The sequence below is a fragment of the Rhizobium sp. SSA_523 genome (genome assembly GCF_030435705.1).
Classification (GTDB): Bacteria; Pseudomonadota; Alphaproteobacteria; order Rhizobiales; family Rhizobiaceae; genus Neorhizobium.
In genome coordinates, this window is sequence record NZ_CP129382.1 from 2,220,626 (window position 1) to 2,237,732 (window position 17,107).

Annotated in this window: 18 protein-coding genes; 10 read left to right on the forward strand and 8 right to left on the reverse strand. The window is 63.2% G+C overall.

What is annotated here, in order from left to right; all coding sequences use genetic code 11:
• The first annotated feature begins 79 nt into the window (after nucleotides 1-79).
• The 3 genes from asnB (at nucleotide 80) to QTJ18_RS18980 (ending at nucleotide 2,912) form a co-directional block, all read left to right on the forward strand.
• Nucleotides 80-2,038, forward strand: coding sequence for an asparagine synthase (glutamine-hydrolyzing) (gene asnB / locus QTJ18_RS18970; RefSeq protein WP_252752490.1), 1,959 nt, complete (start codon nucleotides 80-82; stop codon nucleotides 2,036-2,038).
• A gap of 39 nt (nucleotides 2,039-2,077) precedes the next feature.
• Entirely contained in the window at nucleotides 2,078-2,296 is a 219-nt protein-coding gene (locus tag QTJ18_RS18975; RefSeq protein WP_252752489.1) for a hypothetical protein, read from the forward strand.
• 418 nt (nucleotides 2,297-2,714) lie between these two features.
• Nucleotides 2,715-2,912 carry a hypothetical protein gene (locus QTJ18_RS18980; protein ID WP_252752488.1) on the forward strand — a complete coding sequence of 66 codons (198 nt, stop codon included), beginning with the start codon at nucleotides 2,715-2,717 and terminating at the stop codon, nucleotides 2,910-2,912.
• A gap of 96 nt (nucleotides 2,913-3,008) precedes the next feature.
• Here the strand turns inward: QTJ18_RS18980 and QTJ18_RS18985 are convergent, their stop codons facing one another.
• Entirely contained in the window at nucleotides 3,009-3,515 is a 507-nt protein-coding gene (locus QTJ18_RS18985; RefSeq protein WP_252752487.1) for a ferritin-like domain-containing protein, read from the reverse strand.
• Between the two features lie 151 nt (nucleotides 3,516-3,666).
• Between QTJ18_RS18985 and QTJ18_RS18990 the strand changes: the two genes are divergently transcribed.
• Entirely contained in the window at nucleotides 3,667-3,825 is a 159-nt protein-coding gene (locus QTJ18_RS18990) for a hypothetical protein (protein ID WP_252752486.1), read from the forward strand.
• A gap of 243 nt (nucleotides 3,826-4,068) precedes the next feature.
• A complete protein-coding gene (locus QTJ18_RS18995) occupies nucleotides 4,069-5,595 on the forward strand; it encodes a phospholipase D-like domain-containing protein (protein WP_252752485.1) in 1,527 nt (508 codons plus the stop codon).
• Here the strand turns inward: QTJ18_RS18995 and QTJ18_RS19000 are convergent.
• On the reverse strand, nucleotides 5,569-6,510 hold the full coding sequence (locus QTJ18_RS19000; protein ID WP_252752484.1) for a putative bifunctional lysylphosphatidylglycerol flippase/synthetase: 942 nt from the start codon (nucleotides 6,508-6,510) through the stop codon (nucleotides 5,569-5,571). The two genes, QTJ18_RS18995 and QTJ18_RS19000, sit on opposite strands and share 27 nt — an antisense overlap.
• A 122-nt stretch (nucleotides 6,511-6,632) precedes the next feature.
• On the opposite strand from QTJ18_RS19000, the gene QTJ18_RS19005 reads away from it, so the two are divergent.
• The gene (locus tag QTJ18_RS19005; RefSeq protein WP_252752483.1) at nucleotides 6,633-7,388 is read left to right on the forward strand and encodes an endonuclease/exonuclease/phosphatase family protein; all 756 of its coding nucleotides are present in this window, start codon (nucleotides 6,633-6,635) and stop codon (nucleotides 7,386-7,388) included.
• A gap of 141 nt (nucleotides 7,389-7,529) precedes the next feature.
• Here QTJ18_RS19005 and QTJ18_RS19010 read toward each other — a convergent pair whose 3' ends face one another.
• Both QTJ18_RS19010 and QTJ18_RS19015 read right to left on the reverse strand, forming a co-directional pair.
• Complete coding sequence (locus QTJ18_RS19010; protein ID WP_252752482.1) at nucleotides 7,530-7,775, reverse strand: hypothetical protein; 246 nt, start codon at nucleotides 7,773-7,775, stop codon at nucleotides 7,530-7,532.
• Nucleotides 7,776-7,809: 34 nt separating this feature from the next.
• Nucleotides 7,810-8,073 (reverse strand): hypothetical protein, encoded by a 264-nt coding sequence (locus QTJ18_RS19015; protein ID WP_252752481.1) that lies wholly within the window; start codon nucleotides 8,071-8,073, stop codon nucleotides 7,810-7,812.
• A gap of 490 nt (nucleotides 8,074-8,563) precedes the next feature.
• On the opposite strand from QTJ18_RS19015, the gene QTJ18_RS19020 reads away from it, so the two are divergent.
• Together QTJ18_RS19020 and cydB are read left to right on the forward strand one after the other, a co-directional pair.
• Nucleotides 8,564-10,009, forward strand: a complete 1,446-nt coding sequence (locus QTJ18_RS19020; protein ID WP_252752480.1) for a cytochrome ubiquinol oxidase subunit I — start codon at nucleotides 8,564-8,566, stop codon at nucleotides 10,007-10,009.
• The gene (gene cydB, locus QTJ18_RS19025) at nucleotides 9,999-11,003 is read left to right on the forward strand and encodes a cytochrome d ubiquinol oxidase subunit II (protein WP_252752479.1); all 1,005 of its coding nucleotides are present in this window, start codon (nucleotides 9,999-10,001) and stop codon (nucleotides 11,001-11,003) included. The genes QTJ18_RS19020 and cydB overlap by 11 nt, the downstream gene beginning before the upstream one ends.
• A 125-nt stretch (nucleotides 11,004-11,128) precedes the next feature.
• On the opposite strand, the gene QTJ18_RS19030 is transcribed toward cydB, so the two are convergent.
• Complete coding sequence (locus QTJ18_RS19030; RefSeq protein WP_252752478.1) at nucleotides 11,129-11,683, reverse strand: helix-turn-helix domain-containing protein; 555 nt, start codon at nucleotides 11,681-11,683, stop codon at nucleotides 11,129-11,131.
• Nucleotides 11,684-11,889: 206 nt separating this feature from the next.
• Here QTJ18_RS19030 and QTJ18_RS19035 point away from each other — a divergent pair, with 206 nt between their 5' ends.
• Both QTJ18_RS19035 and QTJ18_RS19040 read left to right on the forward strand, forming a co-directional pair.
• On the forward strand, nucleotides 11,890-13,251 hold the full coding sequence (locus tag QTJ18_RS19035) for an LLM class flavin-dependent oxidoreductase (RefSeq protein WP_252752477.1): 1,362 nt from the start codon (nucleotides 11,890-11,892) through the stop codon (nucleotides 13,249-13,251).
• A 57-nt stretch (nucleotides 13,252-13,308) separates the two neighbouring features.
• On the forward strand, nucleotides 13,309-14,514 hold the full coding sequence (locus tag QTJ18_RS19040; RefSeq protein ID WP_252752476.1) for an MFS transporter: 1,206 nt from the start codon (nucleotides 13,309-13,311) through the stop codon (nucleotides 14,512-14,514).
• A 187-nt stretch (nucleotides 14,515-14,701) separates the two neighbouring features.
• On the opposite strand, the gene QTJ18_RS19045 is transcribed toward QTJ18_RS19040, so the two are convergent.
• The 3 genes from QTJ18_RS19045 to QTJ18_RS19055 all read right to left on the reverse strand — a co-directional run bounded on the left by QTJ18_RS19045 (nucleotide 14,702) and on the right by QTJ18_RS19055 (nucleotide 17,103).
• Nucleotides 14,702-15,514 carry an ABC transporter permease gene (locus QTJ18_RS19045; RefSeq protein WP_252752475.1) on the reverse strand — a complete coding sequence of 271 codons (813 nt, stop codon included), beginning with the start codon at nucleotides 15,512-15,514 and terminating at the stop codon, nucleotides 14,702-14,704.
• Nucleotides 15,511-16,233 carry an ABC transporter permease gene (locus tag QTJ18_RS19050; protein WP_252752474.1) on the reverse strand — a complete coding sequence of 241 codons (723 nt, stop codon included), beginning with the start codon at nucleotides 16,231-16,233 and terminating at the stop codon, nucleotides 15,511-15,513. The genes QTJ18_RS19045 and QTJ18_RS19050 overlap by 4 nt, the downstream gene beginning before the upstream one ends.
• 87 nt (nucleotides 16,234-16,320) lie before the next feature.
• Complete coding sequence (locus QTJ18_RS19055; protein WP_252752473.1) at nucleotides 16,321-17,103, reverse strand: transporter substrate-binding domain-containing protein; 783 nt, start codon at nucleotides 17,101-17,103, stop codon at nucleotides 16,321-16,323.
• Between the last annotated feature and the right edge of the window lie 4 nt (nucleotides 17,104-17,107).

The window sequence follows — 17,107 nt, forward strand, 5'->3', positions numbered from 1 at the left end:
GAGGCCTGCCGAGATTTAAAGGGCTGACAAGACATCCTGCGGTAAGGCTGCGGGATCAGATTGTCACGAAGGATGCGACATGTGTGGCTTTGCCGGCTTTTGCCATGCCGACCTTCCCGTAATGGATCGCGAGCCGCTTCTGCACGCGATGGGCAGGGCGATTGCCCATCGGGGACCCGATGCCAGCGGCCTGTGGATGGATGAACATTGCGGCCTGTCGCATGTCCGCCTGTCCGTCGTTGGCCTCGAGGACGGACAGCAGCCGATGGAAAGCGGCGCAAGCCAGCTCGTCATCGCCTTCAACGGGGAAATCTTCAACTATGTCGAACTGCGCGACCAATTGGCGGCATCCGGCCGCCGCTTCCGCACGGCGAGCGATACGGAAGTCATCCTGGCGCTCTACGAGACCTACGGCGAGGATTGCCTGCAGCATCTGAACGGCGATTTCGCCTTCGCGCTTTACGACCGGCGGGCTCGGCGTCTGCTGCTGGCGCGCGACCGGATGGGCGTCAGGCCCTTGTTTTACATGCGCCGGGGCCGCGGCCTGGCTTTCGCATCGGAAGCCAAGGCGCTCCTGGAACTGCCGGACTACATGCCGGCGCTCGACCCGATAGCGCTCGATCAGATCTTCACCCTCTGGTCGCCGATACCGCCCCGAACCCTGTTCAAGGATATTTCGGAACTGGAACCCGGCCATTTCATGGTCGTGACGGCCGACAGGATCGAGATCAAATCCTATTGGCAACTCGATTACCCGGATGCCGGCGACAGTCCCCCGGTGACGGAGGATGCGGCTGTCGAGTCAGTCGGTGCCCTGCTCGGCGATGCCGTCCGCATCCGCATGCGCGCCGATGTCAAGGTCAGCGCCTATCTCTCCGGGGGGCTCGATTCCTCGCTCATCTGCGCGCTGGCCGCGCCCCTGGCGCCACAAGGCCTGCACAGCTTCTCCGTCACCTTCGACAGCGCCGAACATGATGAGAGCCGTTTCCAGACATTGGTGGCCGAGAGCCTTGGCACCCGTCACCATTCGGCCTCCTGCGGCCCGGATGCGATTGCCGCGGTCTTCGAAGCGGTGATTGCCGCAACAGAACTGCCGATCCTGCGCACGGCCCCGGCGCCGCTCTATTCCCTCGCCGGATCCGTGCGCGACAATGGCATGAAGGTCGTTCTGACGGGCGAAGGTGCCGACGAGATCTTCGGTGGCTACGATATCTTCCGCGAGGCAAAGCTGCGGCGCTTCTGCGCGCGCCAGCCGGCATCCCTTCGGCGACCGCTGCTGTTTCACAGGCTCTACCCCTACCTTCCCGGCCTGCAGAACCAGTCGGCCGATTATCTGGCCGCCTTTTTCGGGACGAGAAGCGACCGGCTGGACGACCCGCTCTTTTCGCATCGCCCGCGCCTGCGCAACACGGCAGGGACCAAGCTTTTCTATTCCGATGCGCTGCGCGCACAGCTTGCCGGCTATGATGCGGCAGAGGAGCTTGTGGAAAAGCTTCCGGACCGCTTCGGCAAATGGGATCCGCTCCACCAGGCGCAATATCTGGAGACGCGTTTCCTGCTGCCGGGCTACATCCTTTCCAGCCAGGGCGACCGGATCGCCATGGCGCATGGCGTGGAAGGCCGTTTTCCCTATCTCGACCATCGGGTGGTGGAGCTGGCCTCCCGCCTGCCGCCGCAGCTGAAGGTCAAGGGTCTGACCGAAAAGCACGTTCTTCGGGAAGTGGCACGCCGCCACCTGCCGGAAGTCATCAAGAAGCGCCCGAAGCAACCTTATCGCGCACCCGACAGCGCCTCCTTCCGGGGCGAACCGGGCCAGCGTCTTCTCGAAACCTATCTATCCGGCGATGCCGTTCGTACCGCCGGCCTCTTCTCAAGCCCGGCTGTCGACAAGCTGATGGCGAAGGCGGCACGGCATCCCCTGGCCGGCTTTCGCGACAATGCCGCGCTGGTCGGAATGCTCTCCACCCAGATCTGGAGCGCCCGTTTTCTTGAGCGAAGGCAGGCGTCTGGCGCTTTTCTCGGATCAAACGCCGGATGAACCAGTTTGGTCTTGGCAAACAGCAAAGAGGAGATGCTCATGGCCAACGCCAATTCGAAACATATCGGAGCCGGCGCTCAGGGCAAGCAAAGCGGAACCGGTGCGATGACGGACATCGACAAGGACAAGCTGCCGGACAACATGGTCCTGTCCAATCGTGACAAGGCGCAGCATTCCCGCGAGCGGGGGCTGGACAGCAAGATGATCCAGAACGAGCAATATCATGACCAGGAAGCCAATCATCTCACCGATGATTAAGAATTTGCTCACCTTCACGAGGTCCTGATCCCGCCAGCGTTGCATTTGTCCTGAATGGGCGTAACCTGACGCATAATCACTCCCGTCGGACCGTCGCGGGTCCGGCGGAGGGTGACGGCGACCGCGGGCGGATGGACAGCCTTGCCGACCGATCCGGTCCGCATCCAACCACCATCTGACCGGCATTCGCGACATGAACATGCAACAATTGGCATGTACTTAAGACAGACGCATCCAGGATAAACAGGCAAGACAGCAGCATTCTGGGAATGGACAAGCATCCGCGCCAGGACCGAGGAGGTCGGCGTGGGACGGGGAAGACCATCGCACTCCTGCCAGGGTCTTTTGACAGTCAAGAATCTAAGCCAAATGGACCAAGAGCGGCAGCCTTTCGGGCGAGTGGCTCGGGGAGGTAATCGTGACGTCTGAGCGCATAGACATTGCTTTGGAGCCGCAGGATCTGAGGGTCCTGCAATCCTGCCTGGACGATATCCGGCGCAAACGCGGCCTGTCCAGTGATGAGCCGGAGACCCGCAGCCTCGCGGCGCGCATGATCGAACTTTATCAGTCGGGGATAAGGGATCCGCGAGAACTTGCCCAGCAGGTGGGCGTCTGACGCATGCCGCGCGGAAGCGGTTTGCCGGAGTGCCGGCAATCAAGCGTGTGGCGCGAGGTTTACCGCTCGCGAAAGGCTGGGAAAGGCTAGCCGATCTTATCGCTTCGCCTGCAGGTCCCGCTCATCCCGCATCAGATACAGGCGCGTGATGACGTCGAGATGCGTCTCCAGCCAGGCGGCCATGGCCACTTCTTCGGAAAGAATGCGCTGCAGCACGTCGCGGGCCTCGCTGTCGCCGATTTCATCCGCCGCCGCGATCAGCACACGATAAAGCGCAATCTCGTTATGTTCGAAAGCATAGGCGGCCATCGTCGTCTTGACCACTTCGTCGCCGGAGAACACCGAGCCCATGCCCTGCGCCGCCGCCGAAATGCGGCCGGTCAGATCGCGCAGCACGGGCCTGCCGCGATCCGAGCGATCGAGCAGCGTCCCCAGCGATTCGACCTGCGCTTCGGTCTCCGCAAGATGCTGCTGCAGCTTCTGCGTCAGTTCGGGATAGCTCTCGATGCGGTTGATCTGTCCCCGCAAAAGGCCCGTTGCCTGAACTTCCATGGCATGGGCATCGCGAAGCCAGCCGAGGAAATGTTCGACCGAATGGGTCATGGGCAAGGACCTCCGATATCTTTCTCGCCGGAAATGAACGTTATTGCCGGTGCTTGGTTCCTCTCCACAGGAGGCTGCCTCGGCCACCCCTTTTTGATCGGAACGATTGCTTGCTGCTGGAGTTGAACACCCAAAGGCCAAGGAGAGCAAGATGAACGATCCCCGCGACCCGAGCGAACAGCCTCCGATGCCGGCCCCGACCTGGGCGCCGGAACCGCCGATCCAGGAACCGGAACCGGACCGCCTGCCGGACGAGGACCCGACCCCCAATCCCGATGAGACGCGCGAACCGCCAATGCGGGCTCTCTAGCCAGGCGGCAAGAGGCCGCGTTTGGAAGAAGCCCGTCGACGAGGCCCGCCAAAGAAGCTGCTAAACAAAGAAGCCTGCTAAAGAAGTCCGCCAAAAAAGCCCAACTGGGGGCCAGAAAGTCCGCCACGAGAGGCGGCGGCCTTTGGCGTGGTGAGACCCGCGCCTCGCGCCGGAACCTAGCGGCGGCATGTCGCGTTCTCTTCCTCACGAATATGCTGAGGGGTGAATGACGTGGATATCCAGGTGCAGGACAGACGCACGACCGACAAGCCGAGCCACCAGACCATTATCCGGCCGGGGCGCAATAGCTGGCGCAAGGCCAGAGCCGACAAGGTTGCCTTCCTGATCGACGGCGCCGAATATTATCGCCGGCTCGACCAGGTTCTCGCCAAAGCCACCCGCTCGATCCTGATTGTCGGCTGGGACTTCAATCCCAAGCTCCGCCTGCGGCCCGAAGTGCCGGGTTCGCCCACCCTGGGCGAAATCCTGCGCCAGCGGGTGGAGGAAGAGGAACGGCTGAGCGTCCAGATTCTCGTCTGGGGCATGGGCCCCATCTATTCCGGCAAAAGCTTCGAACTCTTCCAGAAGGGCGGTCAGAAAGGAAGCTGGGTGGATCACCCGCGAATCCGCCTGGAATTCGATTTCCACCATCCGGTCCGCGGAAGTCACCATCAAAAAATGGTCTGCGTCGACGATTCCGTTGCCTTTCTCGGCGGCATCGACCTCACCGCTCGCCGCTGGGATGACCGCAATCACGCCATCAAGAATGATCTTCGCTGCTCGCCCGACGGCACATGCTACGGGCCGGTGCACGACATCCAGTCGATCGTGTCGGGCGAAGCGGCCCGCCTTGTCGGCGATGCCTGCCGCAAGCGCTGGCGATTCGTGACGAAATCCGAAATGCCGCCGCTTCAGCCGCCGGAAGACCAGGAGGAGCGCAGCGAAACGGCAGCCTCGCTTTGGCCGGACGATCTGGCACCGCAGCTGACCGATTGCCCGACGGCCCTGGCCCTGACCGAACCCTTGCGCTGGAATGGCCGCCGCGGGCGCCGGGAGGCCGTGCAGCTGACCCATGATGCGCTGCGCGCAGCCCGCAAGCATATCTATATCGAATCCCAGTATCTCGCCTCCTTCAGTATCGCGCGCACCCTCATCGACCGCCTCAAGGAAAAAGACGGGCCGGAGATCGTGATTCTGGTCGTGCGCGAATCGCACGGCTTTCTGGAAAAGGTCATGATGGGCAACAACCGCAATCGCCTGATCCGCCGCCTGCGCCGGCACGACGACCATGATCGGCTGAAAGTGCTGTATGCCGTCAACCAGGACGAGGATGGCAATGAGAAGGAGATCGTCGTCCATGCCAAGCTGATCATCATCGATGACCGCATCGTCCGGGTCGGCTCCTCCAATCTGAATTACCGGTCCGAAGGGCTCGACACGGAGTCCGATCTCGCCTTCGAACCCGAAACCGACGAGGGACGGCGCGCCATCGCCGCGCTGCGCGACGATCTTCTGGCCGAACATCTCGATGCCGAACCGGCGCAGATCGCCGCCTCCATGGCAGCGACCGGATCCCTGCTGCGCACCATCGACCGCTACAATGTGAAGCCGCGCGGCCTGCGCTCCTTCACCATCGACCTCCTGCGCGGCGAAACGGATTCGGTCCTCGGTACCTCGCTCGTCGACCCGCGGCGCCCCTTCTGGCCCTGGTGGCAGCTGAAGATCGGCGTGCGCTGGGCGATGTCACGCCTGACGCGAAGCTTCCTGTAACGGCAGGCTCGGGCGGCGGCGGAAATAGGCTTCGCTGATCAGCAGCAGGGACAGGCCGAGCAGAAGCGGAATGAAGTAATAAAGGACGCGGAAGGCGACCAGCGCCCCGATGGAGGCGCTGGCCGGCAGGAGCATCAGCATGGTCGCCTCCAGCACGCCGAGACCGCCGGGGACATGGCTGAGAATGGCGGCGATCGTTGCCGTGACATAGGCCGAGGCAACCTGCAGATAGCCAGCATCCGTAAAGGCGGTCAGAAGCTGGTCGAGCGCACCCGCAACGCAGCCGAAATTGACCGTGCCGATCAGGATCTGCGCCAGGCACATCGGCGTCTTCGGCATGTCCATGCGGAAATTGCGGATCTTCAATGGCGGCCGCCCCCAGACCGAGCAGATCACATAGGCCGCCGGATAGGCGAGAAAGGCAAGGCCCAGCCAGCGCCGCGGCTCCGGCCCCAATTGCAGCAGGGTTTCTGCCGTTGCCGGCATCAGCAGGAGCGTGATGCCGCCCAGCATGGCCAGGCCGAGAACCACCGTATTGCCGCAGAACAGGATGACCTTCGCCACCTCCTCGGGCGCAAGGCCCCAGCGTGTGTAGAAGCGGTAGCGCACGGCCCCGCTGGACAGCGCGGCACCGCCCACATTATGGCCGATGGACAAGGCGGTGACGGAGGCGAGCGCGGCTCGGTGGAAAGGCTGCGGCCGCCCGACATAGCGCAGGGCAAGCCAGTCGAAACAGGACAGGCAGGTATAGGAGGCCGCGACAAACAGACTGGCCGTCATCAACCGCCAGCCGGAGATCATGCCGAGCGAAGCCGTGACTTCATCCCAGCTGTAGCGGCTGAGGCTGCGATAGACGAGGACGATCGCAACACAGATGATGATGGCGATGACCATTCGAATTAAAAGCCGCGTCACGGGTGCTCCCACTGCCTTGCGCCGGTCCCCCGTGCGCTTCACTTCTTGCTGCTTGTCTGTCGTCGTTCGACTTGTTGTTCCGATGGGGGAACGAAAAGCCGGGAAAAGGGGTTCCCTCGCTCATGACCGAACCTGACTTCGCTACGCCGCCGCCAACCGGACGGACCATCCGCATTCTCAGCTACAATGTTCACAGTTGTGTGGGCAGCGACCGCGTGCTGGATGTCGGCCGCATCGCCGATGTGATCGCCGAACTGGAGCCGGATATCATCGGCCTGCAGGAACTGGATGTGGGGCGCAAGCGCAGCGGCGGCATCGATCAGGCGGAAGAAATCGCACGCCGCCTGAAGATGGACTACCATTTCCATCCCGCCCTCAGGATGGAAGAAGAACATTACGGCGATGCCCTTTTGACGCCCCTGCCGATGCGGCTGGTCAAGGCCGGGCCGCTGCCCTCGATCGGTGAGCCGCGCGGCGCGATCTGGGCCGAGGTAATGGCCGGCGAGCATCGCCTGCAGGTCTTCAACACCCATCTCGGCCTGCTGCGAAGGGATCGCCAGCGGCAGGCCGATGCGCTGCTCGGCCCGGACTGGATCGGGCATGCCGATGCCGAGGGGCAACCGCTGGTCCTGATCGGCGATTTCAATTCCATCCCCTCCTCGGCTCCCTACCGCTCCATGGTAAGCCGCCTGGACGATGCCCGACGCCAGACGGGACGCCTGCCCTTCCCGACCTTCCCCTCGCGCTGGCCACTGTTGCGGCTCGACCACGTCTTCGTCGGCGCCGGCCCGAAGATCGTCGAGGCTCTCGCCATCTCGACGCCCTTGACGCGGAAAGCGTCCGACCACCTCCCGCTGCTGGTTACGATCGAGGTCTAACCACGACACGGAAGATCGGGCTGAAAGGCATGGCCGAGCCTCCGGTCACAGCGTGACCAGAGGGGGGCCGATAAGGTCTCGATCAGAGGGGCCAAGAGGAGACCCGCCAGGGGGGCCGTGCCGACTGACGGGCATTGCCGATCAGTGACCGCTTCCCTTGCGATGTTCGCTTTCCTGGTTCACGCCGCGGATGATCGACGGATCGTCGCGCATCGAGACATCGCCGACGACCGGGTTGATCGTCTCCTCGCCCTGGCGAAAAGCCTCGCGGGCTGCGGGATTGCGGTTGAGATCGGCCCTGGCGTCGAAATCCTCGCCGCCATTGCTGGTATCGACGCGCTTCTCGATGATGTTGCGCTGCTGCTGGTGTGTCTTGTTGCCTTGCATGATTGCCTCCTCGGGCATGGTTGTCCTGTCCGCCTCAGTGTTTGGCGACGAACTTGTTGAAGCGGCTCGTCTTGCCGTCCTTTGTCTCGTCCTGGTACAGGAAGCAGAGGTCGTTCTCGTCGAAGATGGAGAAGAAATCCTCCCATTCGATGGCTTCGAGATTGTCTTCCGGCTTGCCGAAATCGACACGCAATATGCCGCCTTCCTTGGCGCCCTTCACTCTTGCGGGATGGCCGCCACGCTCTTCGATCCAGCGCTGGATGGTCTTGTGATCCGTGGTCTGCACGGCTTCGCTCATGGCCGTTCTCCTTCTTCGATGGCACGAAACAGTCTCTGCTTGAGCAGAGCGCTCAAGGATCCAACCACGTTGCCGGCGCTAGGTTCCGAGCGGAGGGACACCCCCGTCGCGCGAGCAAGGGCGTTGGTCCGGCACAGCGCTTGGTTGTGCTGCGTGCAAATATTTCCCGCAACATCTGGAACCAACGATCTGCGCTGCAGTTGATCCGATGTCATTGGCGCGGCATTGCCGTGCCGATGCGTGGATCTCCCCCGACCCTCCCTCTCGGCGCTTCTCATTTCTGGGAAGCGCCCTTCTTTTTTCGCTCCGGACCGCGAAATTGCGCCGGCGCAGTGGGTCTTTTCATCGGGCTTTGCTATAAGCTGTGACAATTCGCCAGAGGCGGTTTGCCTGCCTGCGGCAATCGCGCTTATTGTGCGTGCAATGCCCGCTTGGCATTTGTCTTTGATCAAGGCGGCGCTCCTTTGGCGCAACCTCAGCGAGGGAAGACATGTTCGAACAACTCGACGCTACGGTTCTGGCCCGCATCCAGTTTGCCTTCACTGTGTCCTTCCACATCATCTTCCCCGCCTTTTCGATCGGGCTGGCGAGCTATCTGGCGGTTCTCGAAGGCCTGCATCTGTGGACGAAGAAGCCGATCTACCTGGAGCTCTTCGATTTCTGGAAGACCATTTTTGCCCTGGCTTTCGGCATGGGCGTGGTCTCTGGCATCGTCATGTCCTACCAGTTCGGCACCAATTGGAGCGTGTTTTCCGACAAGGCCGGACCGGTCATCGGTCCCTTGATGGGCTACGAGGTCCTGTCGGCTTTCTTCCTGGAAGCGGGCTTCCTGGGCGTCATGCTGTTCGGCCGCAAGCGGGTTGGGCCCGGCCTGCACTTCTTCGCCACCCTGATGGTCGCCTTCGGCACGCTGATGTCGGCCACCTGGATCCTGTCGGTGAATTCCTGGATGCAGACGCCGGCAGGCTTCGCCATGAACGATGTCGGCCAGTTCGTGCCCACGGACTGGTGGGCGGCGATCTTCAACCCGTCCTTCCCCTACCGCTTCATCCACATGGTCATGGCCGCCTACCTGACGACGGCGCTGGTCGTCGGGGCCGTGGGCGGTTACCATCTCCTGCGCCGCACGGCGCCGCTGCGGGCCGGCACGATGTTTTCGATGGCCATGGGCATGATCTGCGTGGTGGCGCCGCTGCAAATCCTTGCGGGCGATGCGCATGGGCTGAACACGCTGGAGCACCAGCCGGTCAAGGTCATGGCCATGGAAGGCCATTTCGACAGCCATCCGGAGGGCGCGCCGCTGATCATCTTCGGCATTCCCAACCAGGCGGAGAAGCGCGTGGATTATGCCGTCGAGATCCCCAAGCTCTCGAGCCTCATCCTCAAGCATGACCTGAACGCGCCCCTTGACGGGTTGGATACCGTCGCCGACACGCTGGAACCGCCGGTCAATATCGTCTTCTTCTCCTTCCGGATCATGGTCGCGCTCGGCTTCGCCATGCTGGGGCTGGGTCTCTGGAGCCTGTTCTGTCGCTGGAAGGGCACGCTCTACAGCAGCCCCTGGCTGCACCGACTGGCCGTCGCAATGGGCCCTGCCGGTTTTGTTGCGGTTCTCGCCGGCTGGGTCACCACCGAAGTCGGTCGCCAGCCCTATACCGTCTACGGCCATTTGCTGACCGCGCAATCCATTTCGCCGATCTCGGCGCCGGCGGTCGCCGGTTCGCTGATCGCCTTCGTCATCGTCTATTTTCTCCTCTTCGGTGCCGGGACCTTCTATATCCTGCGGCTGATGGGCAGGCTGCCGCGCGATCCCGAGGGTCATCTCGGCCTCGGCCCGATCCGCACCACCGGCATAACGCCGGCGCCGGGCCTCGCCGACAGCCCCGGCGGCACCCATCATCCTGCCGGCCACGGAGGTGCCCATCATGGAGCTTGATCTTCCCTTCATCTGGGCGGCTCTCATCGCCTTTGCGGTTCTCGCCTATGTGGTCCTGGATGGTTTCGACCTCGGTGTCGGCATCCTCTTCCCCTTCTTCCCCCACAAGCGCGACCGCGATGTGATGATGAATTCGGTGGCACCGGTCTGGGACGGCAACGAGACCTGGCTCGTGCTCGGCGGCGGCGGGCTGCTTGCCGTTTTCCCGCTGGCCTATGCCACGATCCTGCCGGCGCTCTACGCGCCGATCATCGCCATGCTGCTGGCCCTCATCTTCCGGGGCGTCGCTTTCGAATATCGCTGGCGCACGAAAAAGGCGGAGGTGCTATGGGATTGGGCCTTTGCCGGCGGGTCATCCGTCGCGGCCCTGATGCAGGGCATTGCACTGGGTGCCCTGGTGCAAGGCATCGCGGTGGAAAATCGTGCCTATGCGGGAGGCTGGTGGGATTGGCTGACGCCCTTCTCGATCCTCACGGGCTTTGCCCTCCTGATCGGCTACGCCCTCCTCGGCGCCACCTGGCTCGTCATGCGAACGACAGGGGATCTGGCGGCGAAAGCCCGCCGCTATGCCTTGGCCGCCGCGCTATTGACGCTTGCGGCCATCGGCATCGTAAGCGTCTGGACGCCTTTCCTGAAACCGGAATATCTGGATCGCTGGTTCCGCTACCCGACCGCCCTGTTCTCCGTGATCGTGCCATTGCTGGTGATCGCCTGTTTCTTCGTCCTCCTGAACGGCCTGCAGAAAAAGCAGGACACCCGCCCATTCGTGGCCGCGCTTGGCATTTTCGTGCTGGCCTATGCGGGTATCGGCGTCAGCTTCTATCCCTATATCGTGCCGACATCGGTCACCATCTGGGACGCGGCGGCACCGGATGAGAGCCTCGCTTTCCTGCTGATCGGCGCCGTGGTGCTCATTCCCGCCATCCTTGCCTATACGGGCTATGCCTATTGGGTCTTCCGCGGCAAGGTCAATCCCGAAGAGGGCTATCACTGATGGCCGGCCAGAGGATGAGGCAGATCGGCTGGTTTGTCCTTTTGTGGTGCGCCGGGGTGGGTTGCGTGGCGGTGGTCGGCCTCCTGATCAAGCTGTGGCTCGGGGCCTGAGACCGTCCTTTCCGGTCATCGCCTGGCCAGCACGACGAGGTAGCGGACCGCCTCTGAAGAGGCATTGGAGAAGAGGCAGGGCTGCGGCGCGCCAAGCTCCAGACAATCGCCCACCTGCAGGCGGTGCGTCACATCGCCTTCGGTAAAATCCAGGCATCCGGCCAGGATCAGAATCTGTTGCCGCTGAAAGGCGAAGGCCGCGGCGGGATAGGGAATGCGAACGCCGGGCGGCAACATCACCTCGATCACCTCCAGCCCGCCTCCTGTGACCGGCGACAAAGCGCGGCGCTGATATCCGGTTTCCGGATCCGTCCAGACCGGCTGATCGGCGGCCCGCACCAGCTTTTCGCCGGAGCGCTCGGCAATCGACAAAAGCGCGGAGAGCGGCAGGCCGAAGGCGCCGGACAGGCGTCCAAGCACCGTGGCTGTGGGGCTCGCCTCGCACCGTTCGATCTTGCTGATCATTGCCTTCGAGACGCCGGACCGCTCGGCAAGCTCCGCAAGCGACCAGGCGCGCCGCTCCCTTTCGCCCCGCAGACAGGCAGCAATGGCATCCGTGAGAACATCCATTCTTGCATTTCCTAAAAAACTGTCTCTTATAGTAGACGAAAATACGCCGATAGGAAACGCCGCCGGCCGGCCTGGCCTAGCCAATCGATACCAGACGCAAGACACCAGGTTTGCCTGTTCGTGCAGATCATCGACCCGACGCAGCCGGAAGCCGGCTGAGCGGCGTCTTTCGTCATGACCGCTACACCCGATACATCCGAGGGACCATGCGCCAGATCCGTTTCAACGCCTTCGACATGAACTGCGTCGGCCATATCCAGCACGGCCTGTGGACGCATCCCCGCGACCAGTCGCATCGCTATTGCGACCTTCATTACTGGACCCGTTACGCGCGACGTCTGGAGGAAGGCCTGTTCGACGGCATCTTCCTCGCCGATGTGGTCGGGGTGAACGATGTTCTGGGCGGATCCGCGGATGCGGCCCTGCGCGGCGCCGTGCAGGTGCCGGTCAACGATCCGATGCTGCTTGTCCCAGCCATGGCGGCAGTGACGCGGCATCTCGGCTTCGGCGTGACGGCCAATCTGACCTATGAGACGCCCTTCCTGTTTGCCCGGCGCATGTCCACGCTCGACCACCTGACGGGCGGGCGAATCGGCTGGAACATCGTCACCGGCTATCTGGACAGCGCGGCAAAAGCCATCGGCCTCGATGCCCAGGCCGCCCATGACGATCGCTACGACCTGGCGGACGAATATATGGAGGTCGTCTACCGGCTTTGGGAGGAGAGCTGGGCGGATGATGCGGTGCTGTTCGACCGCGTCAACCAGCGCTATGCCGATCCCGACAAGGTGCGCAAGATCCGTCATGCCGGCAAGCAGTACCGAATCGATGCCATGCATCTTTCGGCGCCGTCTCCGCAAAGGACGCCGGTGCTCTATCAGGCCGGCTCGTCCAGCCGTGGCCGGCAATTTGCCGCCACGCATGCCGAATGCGTTTTCGTCAACGGCCAGAAGATCGAAGGCGTCCGGGAGATCGTCGATGACATTCGCAGCCGTGCGGTGGCGGGCGGCCGGCAGGCGGAGGACATCAAGATCTTCATGGGAGCCACCATCGTGACCGGCAGAACGGATGCCGAAGCCCGGGAGAAGTTCGAGGAATACCGCGGCTATGTCAGCTCCGAGGCGGCTCTTGTTCATGCGGCCGCCTCGCTCGGCATCGATTTCTCGAAATATGACCTGGATGAGCCCATCGACACCGGCAAGAGCAATGCCATTGTCTCCAATGTGGAAGCGATCGGCCGCAGTGCCGGCCCGCAATGGACCAAGCGTCGCCTCCTGGAGCAGATGGTGCTGGGCAGCCGGCAGGCACCAATGATCGGCTCGGCCGAAGCCGTTGCAGACCAGCTGGCGGCCTGGAGCCGGGATGCCGGGATTGACGGCTTCAACCTGTCGCGCACCGTCGTGCCCGAGTGCTTCGACGATGTGATCGAGCTGGTGGTGCCGATCCTGCAGGAACGTGGTCTCTACAAGACATCCTATGCCGAAGGGCCGCTACGGCAGAAGCTGTTCGGCGGACCTCGCCTGCCGGACCGCCATATCGCTGCGGGTTTCCGACAGATGGCCGAGTGAGATGACCGGCTGAGATGATGGCTGAGATGACCGAGAGCTGATAGGGACCTTTGCGGGATGAGCGAGAAAACCACCGGTTCCGGGCGCCGATGGAGCATGCTGGCCTGGCTTTGCCTTGCCGTCGTGCTGTCCCTCTCCTCCTGGTTCTCGGCAACCGCCGTCGCCCCCGGCATGATCGCGGCGCTGGCGCTCCCGCCCTCCGCCGCCGCCTGGCTGACCAATGCGGTGCAGCTGGGTTTCGTCACCGGCGCACTCCTTTCCAGCCTGGTCAACCTGCCCGACATCCTGCGGATGAACCGGCTGGCGGCGGCGGCCGCCCTTGCCGCCGGCCTCACCAATGCCGGGCTTCTGCTGGAGCCTGGCCTGTTCGGCGCCGTGACCGCCCGCTTTCTCTGCGGCATGGCACTGGCCGGCGTCTATCCGCCTGCCATGAAGCTTGCAGCCACCTGGTTTCAGAAAGGCCGGGGCCTGGCGCTCGGCTTTGTCATCGGGGCGCTCACCGCCGGATCCTCCCTGCCGCACCTCTTTGCCGGCCTGTCTTCGTCACTCGACTGGAGACTGGTCGTGGGATTGGCCTCGCTCTGCGCCGTCTTCGGCGCCCTTCTCTTCCTGCTGGTCGTCAAGGAAGGCCCCTTCCCCTTTTCAAAGGCGACCTTCGACCCGCGCCAGATCGCCATGGTTCTGCGAAACCGCAGTTTGATGCTGGTGAATGCCGGCTATCTCGGCCATATGTGGGAGCTCTATGCGCTCTGGGCCTGGCTGCTGGCCTTCCTGTCCGCCTCGCCCGCTGCCTTTGCCGGCAATGCCGCCGGATCCGGATCGCTGGCGACCTTTGCGGCGCTGACGGCGGGTGTCCTCGGCTGCCTGATCGGCGGCGTTCTGTCGGATCGGATCGGCCGCGCGGCCACCACGGCCGGAATGATGATCGCATCCGGCAGCTGCGCCCTGCTTGTCGGTTTTGTCTTTGACGGCCCGCCGCTGCTGTTGATGCTGGTTGTATGCCTGTGGGGGATCACGGTAATCGGCGATTCGGCACAGTTTTCCGCGGCAGCAACGGAGCTTTGCGACCAGCATCTGGTCGGCACGGCCCTGTCCCTGCAGATGGGCCTCGGCTTTGCGCTGACGATCGTCAGCATCTGGCTGATGCCACAGCTGGCCGATGTGCTCGGCGGCTGGCAATGGTGCTTCCTGTTCCTGGCGCCCGGCCCCTTCCTCGGCGCCTGGGCCATGCTCCATCTGCGCCGCACCGGCCGGCTGGCATAAGACGACCTGCTGTCGCCGTCGGGACAACAGGCCGCTGGAGCAGGTCCAGCAAAAATGCCTCAGCAGTTTTGCGTCCGGACTGCGTAAAAACAAAGAGATCGAGCATTTCAGGTGATCCCGTTTCTACCGGAAATACTTCATCGCGCTATCCGGAAGAGGCGTCGCGCCCTCCCCGATGCGTCTTCGATCAGGCGCCGCGGCTCGGTATGCGCTTTTCCACCAGCCGGAATGCATAGACGAGCATGCCGGTGAGGCAGAGATAGATGAGCGCCAGAAGCAAGAGCGGCTCATAGGTGAGGAAGGTCTCCTGCCGCACGCGGGAGATGATGGCATAGACATCCACCACCGTGATTGTCGCCACCAGGGGCGTGGATTTCAGCTGCAGCACCGTTTCGCCGGTCAGCGTCGGCAGCGCCCGGTGAATGGCACGGGGCAGCCAGATGCGGCGGAACATGGTGAAGCGCCCCATGCCGAAGGCACGCGCCGCCTCCAGCTCGCCCTTGGGCACGCCGGCAAAGGCGCCGCGCATCACCTCTCCCTCATAGGCGGCGAAAGAGATCATCAGCGCCGTGAAGCCGTAAGGCCAGGCCTGCCGCAGATAGGGCCAGAGGAAGGAGGAGCGGATTTCGGGAAACTGGGCGAAGACCGAACCCAGGCCGTAATAGAGGAGCCAGAGCTGCAGAAGCAGCGGCGTGCCGCGGATCAGCGTACAGAAGCCGCGGGCAAGGAGCGCAAGCGGGCGCGGCCCGGTTACCTGAACGAGCCCCAGCGGCACAGCCAGGAGAAAGCCGACAATGGAGGTGGAAAACAGCAGCAGGAGGGTCTGCCAGAGGCCGTACAGCAGGCGCTCCTGGTAACGCGGCAGCCAGTCCCAGCGCATGAACCAGGCCGCGCAGACGATGAGGCCGGCAAAGATCAGCATCAGGACGATGCGATGCGGCTCCCGCAGGCTCCGCGCCTTGGGGGCGATATAGGCAGCCGGTTCCGGAAGCACGCTCATAGCGCCGCCTCCGGCCGCACCATGCCGCGCAGGGCGCGCTTTTCAAGGGCGCGGATGACGAGGTTCGAAATCAGCGTGACGGCGAGATAAAGCGCGCCCGCCGCCAGGAAGAAGGTCATATAGGCCTTCGTCGTACCGGCGGCCTGGCGGGTCACAAGGGTCAGCTCGGCAAAGCCGACGACCGCCAGCAGCGCGGTATCCTTGGTCGCGATCAGCCAGAGATTGGACAGGCCCGGCAGCGCGAAGGGCAGCATGGCGGGAAGCGTCACACGGCGCAGTGCAAGCAGCGGCGACATGCCGTAAGCGCGCGCCGCCTCGATCTGGCCCGGCGGAATGGAGAGGATCGCGCCCCGCAGGACTTCCGTGGAATAGGCGCCCTGCACGACGCCGATGACAAAGATGCCGGCGGCCAATCCGCTGATATCAACGGCGGGAAGGCCGAGAAGCGCCATCACCTGGTTCACGGCATCGGTGCCGGCATAATAGAGAATGAGAATGAGGACCAGTTCCGGAACGCCCCGCACCACCGTGGTGTAGACCTCCAGCACATCGCGCAGGACCGGCCCGCCCCACAGCTTCCCGGCGGCGCCGGCGGTGCCGATGATGAGGCCAAGCAGATAGCCGCCGAAAGCGACCTGCAGCGAGGCGGCAAGACCGGCCAGCAGCACGCCGCCCCAGCCGGGCGATTGAAGGGACAGAAGTTGAAGCGTGGCGTCCATCGGAAGCGCTTTCGAGGCGGAACGGACAGGCCGGCCCGCCCCCTCTGACAGGGGGCGGTTCCGGCAGGTCCATCACGAGAAGGAGGCTTACTTGCCGTAGATGTCGAAATCGAAATATTTCTTGGAGATCGACGCATAGGTGCCATTGGCGCGGACGGCCTTGATGGCGGCGTTGAACTTCTCCTTCAGCTCCTTGTCGTCCTGGCGAAGGCCGATGCCGATGCCCGGTCCAAGAACGGCCGGATCATCCGCCACATTGCCCTTGAGAGCGCAGCAGGCCTTGCCCTGGTCGGATTTCAGGAAGGCATCCAGAGTGATGAGGTCGGCGAAGACGGCATCGAGACGACCTGCCGCGAGATCCTGATTGGCCTCGTCGAGCGTCTGGTATTCCTTGATTTCCGAAGCGACGGGCTGGAAATACTTCTTGGCGTAATCGGCATGGATGGTCGAGACCTGCACGCCGACGATCTTGTCCTTCAAGCCGTCCGGCGTCGCGTCGAAAGCCATGTCCTTGGCGCCGACGATCGAGGCAGGCGTGTTGTAGTATTTATCGCTGAAGGCGATCGTCTTCTCGCGCTCTTCGGTGATCGACATGGAGCTCATGATGGCGTCGATCTTCTTGGAAGTGAGTGCGGGGATGATACCATCCCAGGCCACCGGTGTCAGAACGCAGGAAACCTTCGCCTCGGCGCAGACGGCCTCCATGAATTCGACTTCCCAGCCGACCCACTTGCCGCTCGCATCCGGCGAGGTGAAGGGCGGATAAGGTTCCGCCGCCACCCCAACCTTTACCTCCTGAGCGGAGGCGGCGCCGAACGCCATGGTCGAGACGGCAAGAGCCAAGGCTGCGGACTTCAACAGATTGAACATATTG

What these genes read in the sequence shown, in the direction of transcription:
- QTJ18_RS19020 (WP_252752480.1), top strand. Translation starts at nt 8,564, where the DNA reads ATGTTCGAACAACTCGACGCTACGGTTCTGGCCCGCATCCAGTTTGCC.
- QTJ18_RS19040 (WP_252752476.1), top strand. Translation starts at nt 13,309, where the DNA reads ATGAGCGAGAAAACCACCGGTTCCGGGCGCCGATGGAGCATGCTGGCC.
- QTJ18_RS19010 (WP_252752482.1), bottom strand. Translation starts at nt 7,775, where the DNA reads ATGCAAGGCAACAAGACACACCAGCAGCAGCGCAACATCATCGAGAAG.
- QTJ18_RS19030 (WP_252752478.1), bottom strand. Translation starts at nt 11,683, where the DNA reads ATGGATGTTCTCACGGATGCCATTGCTGCCTGTCTGCGGGGCGAAAGG.
- QTJ18_RS18975 (WP_252752489.1), top strand. Translation starts at nt 2,078, where the DNA reads ATGGCCAACGCCAATTCGAAACATATCGGAGCCGGCGCTCAGGGCAAG.
- QTJ18_RS19005 (WP_252752483.1), top strand. Translation starts at nt 6,633, where the DNA reads ATGACCGAACCTGACTTCGCTACGCCGCCGCCAACCGGACGGACCATC.
- asnB (WP_252752490.1), top strand. Translation starts at nt 80, where the DNA reads ATGTGTGGCTTTGCCGGCTTTTGCCATGCCGACCTTCCCGTAATGGAT.
- QTJ18_RS19015 (WP_252752481.1), bottom strand. Translation starts at nt 8,073, where the DNA reads ATGAGCGAAGCCGTGCAGACCACGGATCACAAGACCATCCAGCGCTGG.
- QTJ18_RS19045 (WP_252752475.1), bottom strand. Translation starts at nt 15,514, where the DNA reads ATGAGCGTGCTTCCGGAACCGGCTGCCTATATCGCCCCCAAGGCGCGG.
- QTJ18_RS19055 (WP_252752473.1), bottom strand. Translation starts at nt 17,103, where the DNA reads ATGTTCAATCTGTTGAAGTCCGCAGCCTTGGCTCTTGCCGTCTCGACC.
- QTJ18_RS19035 (WP_252752477.1), top strand. Translation starts at nt 11,890, where the DNA reads ATGCGCCAGATCCGTTTCAACGCCTTCGACATGAACTGCGTCGGCCAT.
- QTJ18_RS18990 (WP_252752486.1), top strand. Translation starts at nt 3,667, where the DNA reads ATGAACGATCCCCGCGACCCGAGCGAACAGCCTCCGATGCCGGCCCCG.
- QTJ18_RS18985 (WP_252752487.1), bottom strand. Translation starts at nt 3,515, where the DNA reads ATGACCCATTCGGTCGAACATTTCCTCGGCTGGCTTCGCGATGCCCAT.
- QTJ18_RS19050 (WP_252752474.1), bottom strand. Translation starts at nt 16,233, where the DNA reads ATGGACGCCACGCTTCAACTTCTGTCCCTTCAATCGCCCGGCTGGGGC.
- cydB (WP_252752479.1), top strand. Translation starts at nt 9,999, where the DNA reads ATGGAGCTTGATCTTCCCTTCATCTGGGCGGCTCTCATCGCCTTTGCG.